This window comes from Tindallia texcoconensis (assembly GCF_055383815.1).
In genome coordinates this window covers 68292-83421 of the sequence record NZ_AP042431.1, presented here as the reverse complement: position 1 = coordinate 83421, position 15130 = coordinate 68292, and the positions used below count along the sequence as shown (strand labels likewise).

Here is a 15130-nt window from a genome sequence, read left to right as displayed (position 1 = left end):
AAAGGTGGTGATCCAGCTTTGGCTGGAAAAAAAATGGATAAGTCAAAAGCATTAGAATCTGCAATTAGTCAAATTGAAAAACAGTTTGGTAAAGGTTCTGTTATGAAATTAGGTGAAGAAGCTAAAATAAAACTTGCAACCATTTCAACAGGATCTATCGATTTAGATGTAGCATTAGGTCTAGGTGGAGTACCAAGAGGAAGAGTGGTAGAAATATTTGGACCAGAATCTTCTGGTAAAACAACATTGGCCCTTCACATTATCGCAGAAGCTCAGAAAAATGGAGGTTCGGCAGCTTTTATTGACGCTGAACATGCTTTGGATCCTTCATATGCAGCTAATCTAGGGGTTGATGTAGAAAATTTAATTGTTTCACAGCCAGATACTGGTGAACAGGCGCTGGAGATTGCAGAAGCTTTAGTAAGAAGTGGTGCCATTGACGTAATTGTAGTAGATTCTGTGGCAGCACTGGTTCCACGAGCTGAGATAGAGGGTGAGATGGGCGATAGTCATGTAGGTCTCCAAGCTCGAATGATGTCGCAAGCCTTGCGTAAGCTAGCTGGATCTGTGAACAAATCAAAAACAACAACTATTTTTATTAATCAGCTTCGTGAAAAAATCGGGGTTATGTTTGGGAATCCAGAAACAACCCCTGGAGGAAGAGCTCTCAAATTCTACTCATCTGTTCGATTAGATGTTAGGCGAATTGAAAGCATCAAACAAGGAAGCGATATTTTAGGAAATCGTACACGTGTTAAGGTAGTAAAAAACAAAGTAGCTCCTCCTTTTAAAATAGCAGAGTTTGATATTATGTATGGGGAAGGAATTTCTAGCCATGGAGATGTACTTGATGTTGCTAGCAATTTAGATATCGCTAAAAAATCTGGGTCTTGGTATAGTTACGGAGATACACGTTTGGGACAAGGCAGAGAAGCAGCAAAGCAATTTTTGAAAGAAAATGTGGAGTTGTTTGAAGAAATTGATAATAAAATCAGAGAACATTATGACCTCCCATTAAAAAACAATATTGAACCTGCTGTAAAGACAGAGGAAGTAGCCGAATAAGAAATATGTTTGCCATAGAAGAAACTCTAGAAATGAATATACTAGAGTTTCTTTTGCTATTAGGAATATTTTTCAATCATCAGGCCACTCTAATGCTTTCTTGACACTTGATAAAAAAAAAGATAGAATGAAGTAGTCATAGTTTAAATTTAGTGTGAGCGCATAAGTGTTTTTGGGTTCCAAATGAAATTGGGTAACAAACTGCATCAATAAAACTTAATAAGGGAGGTGTCCGCATATTAATACTGGCATAATGATACTATTGTTTGTAATCGTTGCCGTTGCAGGATGCCTTGTCGGCTATTTTGTTCGAAAAAACATTGCTGAAGGCAAACTAAATGCCGCAGAAGATTTGGCTAAAAAAATTATTGAAGAAGCTGAAAAAGAAGTTGAAACAACTAAGAAAGAGCTTCTGATTGAAGCCAAGGATGAAGTTCATAAACTTCGCAGTGAGTTCGAAAGAGAGAGCAGGGAAAGGCGCAACGAGCTACAAAAATTTGAAAAGAGGTTAATGCAGAAAGAAGAATCATTGGACAAAAAATCTGACAATCTGGAAAAGAAAGACGACAAACTGTCTAAAAAACTGCTTGACCTTGAAGAAAAAGAAGTAGAAATAGAAAAACTTCGAGGCCAGGAAAAAGAAAAGCTGGAAGAACTGTCTGGTTTAACTAGTGAAGAAGCAAAAACCCTGTTGCTGAGAGATGTAGAAAAAGAAATACGCGTAGAAACTGCAATGATGATTAAAGAAATGGAATCTAAAGCAAAAGAAGAAGCAGAAAAACGAGCAAGAGAAATTGTATCGTATACTATCCAAAAATGTGCTGCAGATCATGTTGCGGAGACAACGGTTTCTGTTGTGCAATTGCCTAACGATGAAATGAAAGGCCGCATAATTGGTAGAGAAGGTCGAAATATTAGGGCACTTGAAACATTAACAGGTATTGATTTAATTATTGATGATACACCGGAAGCCGTAATTTTGTCGGGCTTTGATCCGATTCGAAGAGAAACGGCACGAATAGCCCTTGAAAAATTGATTGTAGATGGTCGTATTCATCCTGCACGCATCGAAGAAATGGTAGACAAGGCTAAACGTGAAATTGAAACCATGATCAAAGACGAAGGTGAGCAAGCTACCTTTGATGCTGGTGTTCACAATGTTCATCCAGAGTTAATCAAGCTTCTAGGCCGATTAAAATATCGTACGAGTTATGGACAGAGCGTATTAAAACATGCTCTAGAGGTTTCTTATTTAACAGGTATTATGGCTGAAGAACTTGGTGCTGATGTAAAAGTGGCTAGACGAGCAGGTTTATTCCATGATATTGGTAAGGCAGTAGATCATGAAATTGAAGGAACTCATATTGAAATAGGGATGGAATTGCTAAGAAAGTATAAAGAATCTAAGGACGTAATTCATGCTATGTCCACACATCATGGCGATTATGAACCACAGAGTATTGAAGCAGTGCTTGTTACGGCAGCTGACGCTATTTCTGCAGCGCGTCCGGGTGCCCGTAGAGAAACATTGGAATCTTATATTAAGCGCCTAGAAAAATTAGAAGAGATTGCTAATGACTATGACGGAGTCGAAAAATCCTTTGCTATTCAAGCAGGAAGAGAAATACGTATTCTGGTAAAACCAGAATCTTATTCAGATACTGAGATTGTGATGTTAGCTCGAGATTTAACTAAGAAAATTGAATCTGAGCTGGAATATCCAGGACAGATCAAAATCAACGTAATCAGGGAAACAAGAGCAGTAGAATATGCAAAATAAAGAATAATTTTAAAAGCAGCTTCTCACATTTAGGGAGGCTGTTTTTTTAAACATCAAAATAGGGACACATAAGTAAAGGAAGAAAAATACTTTTAGTGACAGCAGAAATCCATAAGCGTACTGGCTTTTGAAGACATAGAGATTGATGAAGAAGAAAATACGGCAATTAAACTTATTGTGGAGCCACGATAAATCCATAAAGCATAACTTTCGTTAATGTCTGTACCACATAGAGTACAGACATTTTGATTTAAAATGCTATGTGTATTTGACGGTTGCATTGGTATTCAACTATAATAGAGAGAGTGATTTAGAAAGTAGGTGGGTGATTATACCTCTAATGATGAAATATAATAGCAAAATAGATTTACATACACACTCTAGTGCTTCTGATGGATATTTTGCTCCCAAGATCTTAGTGAAGTATGCATATGCGAATGGGTTGGCAGGAATAGCTCTAACAGATCATGATTCTGTATCTGGGATTGATGAAGCAGTTAAAGAATCCAATACCATTGAAGGATTCATTCTTGTCCCAGGTATTGAGTTAAGTGCTGAATTCAGAAATACAGAGATACACCTACTAGGATATGGAATGGACTGGACAAAAGAATCTTTTTTAGCAACCTTAAAAAAAATAAATTATGCCCGACTGGAACGACTGGAAAATATGATTCATAAACTTCAAGGATTAAGGATTTATTTGCCATTTGAAGATATTCAAATGTTGAAACAACTTAAAAACCCAGGCAGACTTCATGTGGCAAGAGTACTTAAGGATAGAAATTTTGTTCAGTCTATAGAAGAAGCCTTTCAACGTTATTTAAATCGCAATGCACCTGCCTATTCTCCGCGTTATAAATTATCTCCACGGGAAGCCATTGGACTAATTAAAGAAGCAGGGGGGCTTCCAGTGTTGGCTCACCCAGGGTTAATGAAAGATGATGATCTTATACCAGTTATCCTCAGAGATTCATTAGCTGGCATTGAAGCTTATTATCCCGCACATACTCATGCAGATATTCAAAGATATCTTTCTATAGCAGAAAAGCATAATCTTATAGTTACAGGAGGTTCGGATTTTCACGCACCACCCTCAGCGGGAATAAGAAACAACCAAATTGGTCGATGTGCATTACAGACAAAAATGATTCAAAGAATAATAAACACCTAAAGAAATTCACTGAAAGGAGATTGTGATCACTTTGAAAACAGACGTTTATCAAAATCCACTGGTTCATCGATATGCCAGTGATGAAATGCTGTATTTGTTTTCTGATGATTTTAAATTTACCACTTGGAGACAGCTTTGGATTGCTTTGGCTGAATCACAACAAGAACTAGGTTTAGAAATAACAGATGAACAAATTGAAGAACTAAAACAAAACCAAAACACCATTAACTATGAGGAGGCACAGAAAAAAGAGAAAGAAATTCGACATGATGTAATGGCTCATGTGTATGCCTATGGTCTTCAGTGTCCCAAAGCAAAACCAATCATCCACTTAGGGGCCACTAGTGCTTATGTAGGAGACAATACAGATCTTGTACAAATTAAAAAAGGCCTTCAGGTGATACAGGATAAAACGATGGTTTTACTGGAAGCAATGACGAGTTTTTGTGAACAGTATAAAAACCTTCCTACCCTTGGATTTACACATTTCCAGCCAGCTCAACTAACAACTGTTGGAAAAAGAGGTGCTCTATGGCTTTATGATATACTAATGGATTATGAGAATGTCCAGTATCAACTTCAAAGAATTAAATTTAGAGGAGTCAAAGGAACAACTGGTACACAAGCAAGTTTTCTTAATTTATTTAATCAAGATCAACAAAAAGTGGATACACTGGATCAAAGAGTCGCAGAACGTATGGGTTTTTCATCACGTTTACCAGTAACAGGTCAAACCTATACCAGAAAAATTGATTATGAAGCTGTTAGTACCTTAAGCGGTCTTGCCCAGTCTCTTCATAAAATAACCAATGACTTACGTTTGCTACAACATTTAAAAGAAATTGAAGAACCTTTTGAAAAAAATCAAGTTGGTTCTTCCGCTATGGCCTATAAAAGAAATCCTATGAGAAGTGAAAGGATTGCAGCGTTGTCTCGATATGTGATCAACATCACTCAAAATACTGCGATGACACAATCTGCTCAATGGTTTGAAAGAACTTTGGATGATTCTGCCAATAAACGATTAACCATACCAGAAGCATTTCTTGCAACGGATGCTATTCTAGATATTGCTATTAATATCTTTGATGGATTGATTGTTTATAAAAAAATGATTCAAAAACATATTCAGCAAGAACTTCCATTTATGCTAACAGAGAATATTTTAATGGAAGCAGTTAAAAAAGGTGGTGACCGTCAAGAGTTACATGAAAAAATTCGTGTGCATTCCATGGAAGCTGCTAGAATGGTAAAAGAAGAAGGAAAACAAAACGATCTATTGCATCGTATACTGCAAGATGATTCGTTTGATTTGACAGATAAAGAGTTAGAAGGTATTCTAGACCCGGCACTGTATGTAGGAAGAGCTGGGGAACAAGTTACTCAATTTTTAAAAGAATACGTATACCCAGTTTTAGAAAAAAAAGATGCCATAAGCAGAACAAAAACTGACTTAAAAGTTTAAACAATAATAAAAAGCAAATGGGAGGTATTTCTATGAAGAATGCTATATCTATTGAAAACATAAGTCGATACGAAGGTGAACATGTAATATTAGCGGGATGGCTTTATAATAAAAGGTCTAGTGGAAAAATTGTATTTCTTCAAATTCGTGATGGTAGTGGATATATTCAGGGCGTTGTCGTAAAAAAAGAAGTTGAACAGGAAGTGTTTCAATTATGTAAAGACCTCACTCAAGAGTCATCAATAATGGTCACAGGCATGGTTCAAAAGGATGATCGATCAAAACTAGGATATGAACTGCTAGTCAGTCATGTTGAATTGGTAACAGCAGCAGAAGAAGGGTATCCTATTTCTTTAAAAGAGCATGGAACTGACTTTTTGATGGATTACCGACATCTATGGATGAGAACTCCTAAGCAAAATGCAATCTTACGCATTCGTGACGAGATTAACCTAGCAATACGGAATTATTTTCATGATAATGGTTTTGTCTTGGTGGAGCCACCTGTCATTACGCCAACAAGTTGTGAAGGTACTACTGAATTATTTGAGATTGACTATTTTGGTGAGCCAGCATACCTCTCACAAACTGGTCAGCTTTACGCAGAAGCTGCAGCTATGGCTTTTGGGAAAGTCTATAGCTTTGGACCAACCTTCCGTGCAGAAAAATCTAAAACGCGGAAACATCTAAATGAATTTTGGATGGTTGAGCCAGAAATGGCATATGTAGATTTTGAAGGTAATTTAGAAGTGCAGGAAAATCTCATTACTCATATTGTTAAAGCTGTACTGAAAAATCGGAACCATGAATTATCAGTTTTAGACAGAGATATTACACTCCTTCATAAAATAGAAGCACCTTTTCCAAGAATCACTTATACGGAGGCTGTATCAATGCTTCAAAAAGCTGATTTCGAGTTTGAATGGGGGGATGACTTTGGAGCACCTCACGAAACTTATATTGCTGATCAATATGAAAAACCCGTATTTATTACACATTTTCCAGCTAAGATGAAGCCCTTTTACATGGAGCCTTGCCCAGAGGATCCCAGAGTGATTTTAGGAGCTGATCTTATTGCACCAGAGGGATATGGAGAAATTATTGGTGGCTCCCAACGTGTGCACAATCTTGATCTACTGCTACAGAAAATGAAAGAGCAAGATTTGCCACAAGAAGCCTATCAATGGTACATTGAACTAAGAAAATATGGTTCAGTGCCTCATTCTGGATTTGGAATGGGTTTAGAGCGTATGGTAGCATGGGTTTGTGGATCCGAGCATATTCGACAAACAATTCCTTTTGCCAGAACATTAAATCGAATATACCCGTAAAGGAGCTGTTAACTTGAGATTGCAAAAATATTTGGCCCAATGTGGCGTTGGTTCAAGACGAAAGTGTGAAACGTATATTGAAAATGGTGAAGTAATCGTTAATGGCGTAGTTATTAGGGAAATGGGTATTAAAATTGATCCCTGCAATGATCAAGTTACCTTTCGTGGTCAGCATTTGTCCGATCCAGAAGAAAAAGTTTATATAATTCTAAATAAGCCAAAGGAAACTGTTACAACGGTAAAAGATCAATTTAATCGAAAGTCTGTATTAGATTTAATACCCACTAAGGAGAGGATATATCCAGTGGGAAGATTAGACTATCATACTACTGGATTATTATTTTTAACAAATGATGGAGAATTAGCACAAAGGTTGATGCATCCAAGTCATAGCGTCGAAAAAATGTATCATGCATTGGTACAAGAAGCGGTTGATGAGGAAACCCTTCAGTTGCTAAGAAACGGAGTTTTAATAGATAGCAGGAGAACAAGAAAAGCAAAAGTTCGTATACTCAAGACGTTTCCAGGTAAAAATAGAACTTTATTAGAAATCGGAATCAAAGAAGGTCGTAATCGACAAGTTCGAAAAATGCTTGAAGCTGTGGAACACCCAGTGGTATATTTGAAAAGAATTTCCGTTGGACCTTTGGTATTGGGGACATTAAATCCTGGTGAGTATCGATCTCTTTCCCCAGAGGAAGTAAATAGACTTAAAAAAGAGGCAGGGATGTTAAAGTGATAATAATAAAAGAACTGACTCCTGCGTATTATGATGACTTTATGAACTACTTGAATGAAATACCGCTAACACAGCCTTTTACATTAGATAACAAACATCCTATTTGGATTATTCTAGATAATTCTGTCGTCAAAGGGTTTTTATCTATTTCAGTTTATGGGGAAGATTTTGCTTCCCTTGACTATTTGATGACAGATAAGGATGAAATCCTTAAGGATAGCCTTATGAGAGCAGTTTTTAATAAGTTGAACAAACAAAGCGTGGAGTGGATTATTTGTCATGAAACATTTTATGATCAACATTTTCCTTTTAAAAATAATTTTTCTCCAATTGAGAGCAATAAAGAGCTTCTTGAAATTGTCAGAAAGCATTTTTGTAAGGATCCTATTTCTAAATTCTATTATTTAAAAAGTAGCATCATATATGAAAATGGATGTAGAGGAGGAAACCTTAGACAGTGATTGAAAAATATCAAAATAAGCCTTGGAAAGAGCTGCGAGTCGCTACTCTTAACCATATTCTATTGAATAATTTTATCACTCCAGGTTCCACCGTCATAGACGCTACTGCTGGTAATGGGCATGATTCTGTGTTTTTGTTAGAAAAAATAAACCCAGGTGGCACTCTTTTTGCATTTGATATTCAATCCGAAGCCTTAAAAACTACACAAAACAAGATTGATAATATGAAGCAACTCCATCATACAACAAATTATCATCTAATTGCTGATAGCCATGGCAATCTTGATCAATACCTTAATAGATCTGTCCAAGTAGCTTTTTTTAACCTTGGATATCTTCCTGGAGGAGACCACTCTGTAACAACTAATTGGAATGAGTTATACAAAGCCTTGCAAATACTAACGAAACGATTAATAAGTTCCGGTGGATTTATTAGTATTGTTTCATATGGAGGCCACCCTGCAGGTCAAGAGGAACAAAATCGATTATACCAATTTATCCAAGGCTTACCACCATCAGAGTTTAGCATTCATGTAACCAAAGTATGGAATACAATTCGACCTGCTCCGGTATCTTTTATAATTCAGCGCATCTGATATGAAACGATTTCTTGTATTCTTTCAAATGTAACACAATATGTCTACACTGCCTTGTTGTATTCGTTAACCTATATCTCAAAGCATCTTGAAAAAAACATCTTATTCCTTTATACTTGAGAGGCATTACAAAACAATTTCAACGGCCTAATGACTATGCAATAATTTAGTCGTTTTATGCATGGATTTTGGGCCAATGGCTAATTGAAAAGAGGAGGCGTTAATCATGGGGGTAAAACTAACTGACACAACTTATCGGGATGCGCATCAATCTTTAATGGCAACAAGAATGTCTACAGATGTCATGATACCAATCGCTGAAAAAATGGATAATGCAGGTTATCATTCGCTTGAAATGTGGGGTGGCGCAACATTTGACAGCTGTCTTCGCTATTTGAATGAAGACCCATGGGAAAGACTGAGAACAATCCGTAAGCATGTTAAAAAAACGAATCTTCAAATGCTTTTAAGAGGTCAAAATATCCTTGGATACAAGCACTATGCAGATGATGTCGTAGAAGAGTTTGTTAAACGTGCCATTGGAAATGGTATCGATATTATTCGTGTCTTTGATGCGTTAAACGATGCTCGGAATCTTGAGACAGCCGTAAAAACTATTAATCAAGAAGGCGGCCATGCTCAATGTTGTATTTCTTATACCATCAGCCCTGTCCATAATACGGACTATTATCTTGAAAGAGCTAAAGCGATGAAAGAGATGGGAGCCGATTCTTTTTGCATCAAAGATATGTCAGGTATTTTAGAACCCTACGCAGCCTATGATTTAGTAAAAGCATTAAAAGACAATTTTGATTTGCCTGTACAGGTTCATATGCACTATACCTGTGGGCTTGCTTCAATGACTTATCTAAAAGCCATTGAAGCTGGGGCTGATGTAGTAGATACGGCTATATCGCCTATGGCCCTTGGGACATCCCAACCTGCTGCAGAACCTTTAGTAGCAGCACTACAGGGGACACAGTATGATACTGGAATGGACCTGGTAGCCCTGGATGAAATTGCCTCTTACTTCCGTCCTTTACGCGATAAATATTTTGCAGAAGGTCTTATTAGTGAAAAGGTCTTGAGTATTGATACACGTACACTGATAAATCAAATTCCAGGTGGAATGATGTCTAACTTCATTTCGCAGTTGAAAGAACAAAACAAGCTTGATCAGATGGATGAAGTAATGAAAGAAGTTCCTCGAGTAAGAAAAGATCTTGGCTATCCTCCACTAGTAACTCCAACTAGTCAAATCGTTGGAACACAAGCGCTGTTTAATGTATTATCAGGTGAACGATATAAAATGGTTCCCAAAGAAGTACGAGATTATGTAAAAGGTCTCTATGGGAAACCTGCGAAAGCCATGGAACAAGATATTATCAAAAAGATTATCAAAGATGAAAAAGTCATTACACACCGGCCTGCTGATGACATTCCGCCTCAGCTGGAGATAATTCGGAATGAAATCAAAGAGTATATCGAGCAGGATGAAGATGTTTTATCTTATGCGTTGTTTCCACAAGTTGCCACTAAGTTTTTCAAAGAAAGATGGGCAAAACGATACCATATCGAGACAGGTTTATATAATGAAGAAGAGATGACTCATCCCGTATAAAGAATACGGTGTATATTTTATTTCAATAATGGCTGGAGGTGCCTGTTAACAGACATCTCCAGCTTTTTAGTTATTATCAACATAAAGATAGAAGGAGCGTTGAATATGCATATTTTAATTACAAATGATGATGGCATCTATGCACCTGGAATTCAAAAACTAGTAGAAGCACTAAAAGACATTGGTAGAATTACTGTGGTTGCCCCAGATAAAGAAAGAAGTGCCACCAGTCATGCAATCACCATGCACTCCCCTATTATGACAAAAACGATTCATCGGTTCGGTCCTGAAGTCTGTGCTTATTCAGTTAGTGGGACTCCTGCTGATTGCATTAAGTTATCCCTCGATATGATCATGAAAGATGACTGGCCTGATATAGTGGTTTCTGGTATTAACAATGGGCCGAATCTTGGGACTGATGTTATTTATTCAGGAACCGTTTCAGCGGCTGCGGAAGCCTCTATGATGGGAGTGCCCTCTATTGCAATTTCAATGTCTAGTCATCATTTTACATCATTCACAGATGCTTCTGAGTTTGTAGGAAAACTAGTCCCTTACGTCCTGGAACTACCCCGAAAAACAGCACCTATGTTTAATATTAATTTCCCTGTTTGTAATACCGAAGATATAATGGGTATAAAGATAACAAAACTAGGTATTCGTAGATACAGAAACAACTATACTCGTAGAAAAGATCCTAGAGGTAATACGTACTATTGGATGGCAGGGGAGCTTGAAACTATTTTGCAGGAATCAAACAGTGATATTACTGCGATTGATGAAAACTATATTTCTGTTACGCCGTTAAATTTTGATTTTACACATTATTCGGTTATGAATCAAATGATAGAGTGGAAAAAAGCTTTAAAAAATTTCTCTTATCCCTCGCATCACGATTAAGGTATTGCAAGATAAATAAGATATATTGCATTTCAACAAAGGAAAACGATTACAAATTCTAGAATTCCACCCTAGAATCCCTATTGTAGAACTCTTTTAAAAAACTGTCTGAAAGAAGCAATGGTGGATATTGAATCAAAACGCAACGAATGAATTATAAATTTCATATCGTCTTTTAAAGTAAAGAAAATGAAACATTTATTGCATTTTCTTTATTTTTTTGTTAATATAAACCTATAGGCTTCCTACCTTCATTAAGAGATTTATGATGAACTGACAGAATTGTATTTCATAGAAATTAGAAGGGGTTGAAAAAATGGTACAGGGTCAAAAAAAGAAAAAAAGCTTAAAAACGATTCGTGAATGGTGTAAAGGATGTGGAATATGCGTTGCCTTTTGTCCAGTAAAAGTTCTGGAACTGGAGAATGAAAAAGTAAAAGTTCTTGATTATGACAAATGTACACGCTGTGGACTTTGTGAACTGCGCTGTCCCGACCTAGCAATTTATTTGGAGGAGGATCAAAATGAGTGAAAAAGTCGTTAAATTAATGCAAGGGAATGAGGCTTGTGTGGAAGGTGCATTAGCTGCTGGACTTGAATTTTATGCAGGTTATCCAATTACGCCTTCAACGGAAATTGCAGAGATTTGTTCAGAAAAATTACCTTTAGTGGGCGGAAAGTTTATTCAGATGGAAGATGAAATAGCAGGAATGGCAGCTATTATTGGTGCATCCTTAACTGGCTTAAAATCAATGACGGCTACTAGTGGGCCAGGGTTTTCATTGAAGCAAGAAAATATTGGCTACGCAGCCATGGCGCAAATACCTTGTGTGGTGGTAGATGTTATGCGAGCAGGACCAAGTACAGGCTTGCCTACTGCTCCATCACAGGGCGATGTGATGCAAGCAAAATGGGGAACACATGGCGATCACCCGACTATTTCTTTAACACCAAACTCTGTAAGAGAAGCGTACGATTTGACGATTAGAGCCTTCAACCTATCGGAAAAATACAGAACGCCAGTTTTTTTACTTATGGATGAAATGATCGGACATCTAAGGGAACGAATCGAAATACCGACTCCAGATGAATATGAAGTTTTTGATCGATTAAAACCAATTCCAAATGATAAGAATTACAAAGCATATGCAGTGAACAAAGGGGAAATTGTTCCAAGAATGGCATCCTTTGGTGATGGATTTTCATACCATGTTACAGGATTGGTCTATGATGAGTATGGCTTTCCAAAAACAGATACAGACGTTGCTGAAAATCTATTAAACCACTTGATGAACAAAATAGAAAATAATGTGGATGATATTATCACCTATGAAGAAACAGAGACTGAAGATGCAGAATTGTTAATTATAGCATATGGTGGAGTTGCAAGAGCAGCTGCAAAAGCCGTGAAAGAATGTAGAAAACAAGGTCTTAAAGTTGGGTTGTTTCGCCCTATAACACTATGGCCCTTTCCTGAAAAAAAAGTGAATACACTCACTCAAAAGTCTAAAAAAGTACTTGTTGTAGAAATGAACTTAGGTCAATATGTAATTCCAGTACATCGGGTAAAAGAACCAGATAGTAAAGTATTTCATTATGGGAAAGTTAATGGAGAACCCATTTCACCAGAAGAAATCATCAAGAAAATAAAGGAGGCCTACTAATATGAATTTAGGAAGCCCTGTGGTAAAAGAGTATTTCCGTAGTGACCGCTTGCCTCATATATGGTGTCCAGGCTGCGGCCATGGTGTTATAATGCGTGGTGTTGCAATGGCCATAGATAATTTAAAACTAGATAAGCGGAAAGTGTGTGTAGTATCTGGAATAGGGTGTTCTTCTAGAGCTTCTGGCTATATGGATTTCAATACCCTTCATACAACTCATGGTCGTGCTTTGGCTTTTGCTACGGGTGTGAAGTTAGCTAATCCAGAACTAGAAGTAATTGTTATAACTGGTGATGGTGACTGTACAGCTATTGGAGGAAATCATTTTATTCATGCCGCTAGAAGAAATATTGATATCACAACTATTGTTTTTAACAATAAAATATATGGAATGACAGGTGGACAATATTCACCTGCAACACCGATCCATGAAATGGGAACCACTGCCCCATATGGTACCGTTGATCCAGATTTTGATATTTGTAAATTGGCTGTCGGTGCTGGATCATCTTATGTTGCTAGATCAACGGCCTATCATGCTAATCAATTAATTAAATACATTCAAAAGGGTATTGAAAATAATGGTTTTTCAATGATTGAAGCCATTAGTGGTTGTCCAACCTACTATGGTCGCAAGAATAAAAAAGGTGATGCTGTTGATTTAATGAATTACTATAAAGACAATGCTTTAGACATTAAGGCAGCAGAAAAATTACCTGAAGACAAAAAAACTGGCAAATTTTTAATTGGAGAATTTCATCAAGAATCCAAGCCAGAATACGTTTCCGAGTACATGAAAGTCGTAGAAAAAGTACAAAAGGAGCGATCTCAAAATGAGTAAACAGACAGAGATTCGATTAGGTGGTTCTGGAGGTCAAGGACTTATTCTTGGTGGAATAATTCTGGCTGAAGCCGCTATCTTAGAAAACAAAAATGCTGTTCAAGCCCAGTCTTACGGTCCAGAAGCTCGAGGTGGTGCTAGTAAAGCAGAAGTAATCATCAGCGAAGGTGTTATTGATTATCCGAAAGTTCAGAAAGCTGATATATTTTTGGCGTTAACCCAGAAAGCCTGTGACAAGTATCTTGTTGATCTCAAAATGAATGGTTTATTGATTCTAGATGATCAGATAGAGTTAAATCCTACCACTTATGAAAACTTTAAAGTTGTAAAAGTACCAATCATCAAAACAGCAGTAGATGAATTGAAAAAAGGAATGGTGGCAAATATCATAGCCATGGCAGTAATCCAAGAATTAACACAGGTAATCACCAAAGAATCATTAGAAGCCGCTGTTTTGAAAAGAGTCCCTAAAGGAACAGAAGACTTGAACAAAAAAGCATTGGTAGCGGGTTATGGGTTAATCAAATAATGGCATAGCCCGGAGGTGAGAAAATGGATGAAAAAAACGATTTGATCTTAAGCATACAAAAACAATTTCCGAAACTCAGTAAAGGGCAAAAACGCATTGCGCAGTTTATTATTGAATACTATGAGAAAGCTGCGTTTATGACCGCTTCTAAACTTGGCATAGAAACAAATGTTAGCGAGTCTACGGTAGTACGATTTGCGAATAATCTTGGATTTGAAGGATATCCTCAATTACAGCGAGCATTGCAGGATATTATTAAGACAAAGTTGACTACCGTACAACGGGTAGATATGGGGAAAGCTTACTCTTCGGATTTAGAAGTAGTACAGCGCATCATGAAATCGGATATGGACAATATGCGCCATACATTGGATACCATTAATGCAGAGAAAATTGAGTCTGTAATCGACATGATTCTGAAAGCAAATCGGGTCTATGTTCTAGGATTGAGAAGCTCTAAGTCCTTAGCTGATTTTTTAGCTTTTTATCTTGGCTTGATTAAAGGTGATGTAGTGCTGGTTGGCCATGGTATTAGCGATGTTTATGAGCAAATGCTTAGAATTTCCGACAAGGATCTACTCATAAGCCTGAGCTTTCCTCGGTATTCTAGCCGAAGTATCGAAGTAACCAAATACGCTAAAGAGCAGGGTGCAAAAGTGGTAGCCATCACCGATAGTGAAATATCACCGGTAGCAGGTATGGCAGATGAATATCTGACTGCAAAGAGTAATATGGCGTCTTTTGTTGATTCACTAGTGGCACCCTTAAGTCTCTTAAATGCATTGATTGTAGCCATAGGCATGCGAGAGAAAGCGGATATAAAAGAGCATTTCAATAAGCTTGAACGTATTTGGGAAAAATACAAGATATATGATGGAGACTACTAACAATAGGGTTTCATGCCTGAAACGCGGCGGAAACGCCGCGTTTTTAATTGATCCTTGAGGTTTTAAGCTTAATACGG

15 protein-coding genes and 1 pseudogene are annotated in these 15130 nt (G+C 37.2%); all 16 read left to right on the top strand.

What is annotated here, in order from left to right:
* The first annotated feature begins 33 nt into the window (after nt 1–33).
* The 16 genes and pseudogenes from recA to ACZ47N_RS00325 all read left to right on the top strand — a co-directional run bounded on the left by recA (nt 34) and on the right by ACZ47N_RS00325 (nt 15053).
* Nucleotides 34–1065, top strand: coding sequence for a recombinase RecA (gene recA / locus ACZ47N_RS00400; protein ID WP_464888450.1), 1032 nt, complete (start codon nt 34–36; stop codon nt 1063–1065).
* A 253-nt stretch (nt 1066–1318) separates the two neighbouring features.
* Nucleotides 1319–2845 (top strand): ribonuclease Y, encoded by a 1527-nt coding sequence (gene rny, locus ACZ47N_RS00395; protein WP_464887161.1) that lies wholly within the window; start codon nt 1319–1321, stop codon nt 2843–2845.
* 111 nt (nt 2846–2956) lie between these two features.
* A pseudogene (locus tag ACZ47N_RS00390) lies at nt 2957–3037 on the top strand (stage V sporulation protein S); the annotation flags it as partial.
* A 148-nt stretch (nt 3038–3185) separates the two neighbouring features.
* On the top strand, nt 3186–4019 hold the full coding sequence (locus ACZ47N_RS00385; RefSeq protein WP_464887160.1) for a PHP domain-containing protein: 834 nt from the start codon (nt 3186–3188) through the stop codon (nt 4017–4019).
* A gap of 22 nt (nt 4020–4041) precedes the next feature.
* A complete protein-coding gene (purB, locus tag ACZ47N_RS00380) occupies nt 4042–5484 on the top strand; it encodes an adenylosuccinate lyase (protein WP_464887159.1) in 1443 nt (480 codons plus the stop codon).
* Between the two features lie 32 nt (nt 5485–5516).
* Nucleotides 5517–6815: an asparagine--tRNA ligase gene (gene asnS / locus ACZ47N_RS00375; protein WP_464887158.1), complete on the top strand. Its 1299-nt coding sequence runs from the start codon at nt 5517–5519 to the stop codon at nt 6813–6815.
* A gap of 13 nt (nt 6816–6828) precedes the next feature.
* Nucleotides 6829–7554 (top strand): pseudouridine synthase, encoded by a 726-nt coding sequence (locus tag ACZ47N_RS00370; RefSeq protein ID WP_464887157.1) that lies wholly within the window; start codon nt 6829–6831, stop codon nt 7552–7554.
* Nucleotides 7551–8015: a hypothetical protein gene (locus ACZ47N_RS00365; RefSeq protein ID WP_464887156.1), complete on the top strand. Its 465-nt coding sequence runs from the start codon at nt 7551–7553 to the stop codon at nt 8013–8015. Before ACZ47N_RS00370 ends, ACZ47N_RS00365 begins: the two co-directional genes overlap by 4 nt.
* Nucleotides 8012–8611 carry a tRNA 5-(aminomethyl)-2-thiouridylate-methyltransferase MnmM gene (gene mnmM, locus ACZ47N_RS00360; protein WP_464887155.1) on the top strand — a complete coding sequence of 200 codons (600 nt, stop codon included), beginning with the start codon at nt 8012–8014 and terminating at the stop codon, nt 8609–8611. Before ACZ47N_RS00365 ends, mnmM begins: the two co-directional genes overlap by 4 nt.
* A gap of 226 nt (nt 8612–8837) precedes the next feature.
* Nucleotides 8838–10232: an oxaloacetate decarboxylase subunit alpha gene (locus ACZ47N_RS00355; RefSeq protein WP_464887154.1), complete on the top strand. Its 1395-nt coding sequence runs from the start codon at nt 8838–8840 to the stop codon at nt 10230–10232.
* 105 nt (nt 10233–10337) lie between these two features.
* Nucleotides 10338–11132 carry a 5'/3'-nucleotidase SurE gene (surE, locus tag ACZ47N_RS00350; RefSeq protein ID WP_464887153.1) on the top strand — a complete coding sequence of 265 codons (795 nt, stop codon included), beginning with the start codon at nt 10338–10340 and terminating at the stop codon, nt 11130–11132.
* Between the two features lie 316 nt (nt 11133–11448).
* Complete coding sequence (locus ACZ47N_RS00345; RefSeq protein ID WP_464887152.1) at nt 11449–11664, top strand: 4Fe-4S dicluster domain-containing protein; 216 nt, start codon at nt 11449–11451, stop codon at nt 11662–11664.
* Nucleotides 11657–12796 (top strand): 2-oxoacid:acceptor oxidoreductase subunit alpha, encoded by a 1140-nt coding sequence (locus ACZ47N_RS00340; RefSeq protein ID WP_464887151.1) that lies wholly within the window; start codon nt 11657–11659, stop codon nt 12794–12796. Before ACZ47N_RS00345 ends, ACZ47N_RS00340 begins: the two co-directional genes overlap by 8 nt.
* A gap of 1 nt (nt 12797) precedes the next feature.
* Complete coding sequence (locus ACZ47N_RS00335) at nt 12798–13637, top strand: 2-oxoacid:ferredoxin oxidoreductase subunit beta (RefSeq protein WP_464887150.1); 840 nt, start codon at nt 12798–12800, stop codon at nt 13635–13637.
* The gene (locus tag ACZ47N_RS00330; RefSeq protein ID WP_464887149.1) at nt 13630–14166 is read left to right on the top strand and encodes a 2-oxoacid:acceptor oxidoreductase family protein; all 537 of its coding nucleotides are present in this window, start codon (nt 13630–13632) and stop codon (nt 14164–14166) included. Before ACZ47N_RS00335 ends, ACZ47N_RS00330 begins: the two co-directional genes overlap by 8 nt.
* Nucleotides 14167–14189: 23 nt before the next feature.
* Nucleotides 14190–15053 carry a MurR/RpiR family transcriptional regulator gene (locus tag ACZ47N_RS00325; protein ID WP_464887148.1) on the top strand — a complete coding sequence of 288 codons (864 nt, stop codon included), beginning with the start codon at nt 14190–14192 and terminating at the stop codon, nt 15051–15053.
* The last annotated feature ends 77 nt before the right edge of the window (nt 15054–15130 follow it).

What these genes read in the sequence shown, in the direction of transcription:
- asnS (WP_464887158.1), top strand. Translation starts at nt 5,517, where the DNA reads ATGAAGAATGCTATATCTATTGAAAACATAAGTCGATACGAAGGTGAA.
- ACZ47N_RS00340 (WP_464887151.1), top strand. Translation starts at nt 11,657, where the DNA reads ATGAGTGAAAAAGTCGTTAAATTAATGCAAGGGAATGAGGCTTGTGTG.
- surE (WP_464887153.1), top strand. Translation starts at nt 10,338, where the DNA reads ATGCATATTTTAATTACAAATGATGATGGCATCTATGCACCTGGAATT.
- ACZ47N_RS00355 (WP_464887154.1), top strand. Translation starts at nt 8,838, where the DNA reads ATGGGGGTAAAACTAACTGACACAACTTATCGGGATGCGCATCAATCT.
- ACZ47N_RS00325 (WP_464887148.1), top strand. Translation starts at nt 14,190, where the DNA reads ATGGATGAAAAAAACGATTTGATCTTAAGCATACAAAAACAATTTCCG.
- recA (WP_464888450.1), top strand. Translation starts at nt 34, where the DNA reads ATGGATAAGTCAAAAGCATTAGAATCTGCAATTAGTCAAATTGAAAAA.
- ACZ47N_RS00345 (WP_464887152.1), top strand. Translation starts at nt 11,449, where the DNA reads ATGGTACAGGGTCAAAAAAAGAAAAAAAGCTTAAAAACGATTCGTGAA.
- ACZ47N_RS00330 (WP_464887149.1), top strand. Translation starts at nt 13,630, where the DNA reads ATGAGTAAACAGACAGAGATTCGATTAGGTGGTTCTGGAGGTCAAGGA.
- ACZ47N_RS00335 (WP_464887150.1), top strand. Translation starts at nt 12,798, where the DNA reads ATGAATTTAGGAAGCCCTGTGGTAAAAGAGTATTTCCGTAGTGACCGC.
- ACZ47N_RS00385 (WP_464887160.1), top strand. Translation starts at nt 3,186, where the DNA reads ATGATGAAATATAATAGCAAAATAGATTTACATACACACTCTAGTGCT.
- rny (WP_464887161.1), top strand. Translation starts at nt 1,319, where the DNA reads ATGATACTATTGTTTGTAATCGTTGCCGTTGCAGGATGCCTTGTCGGC.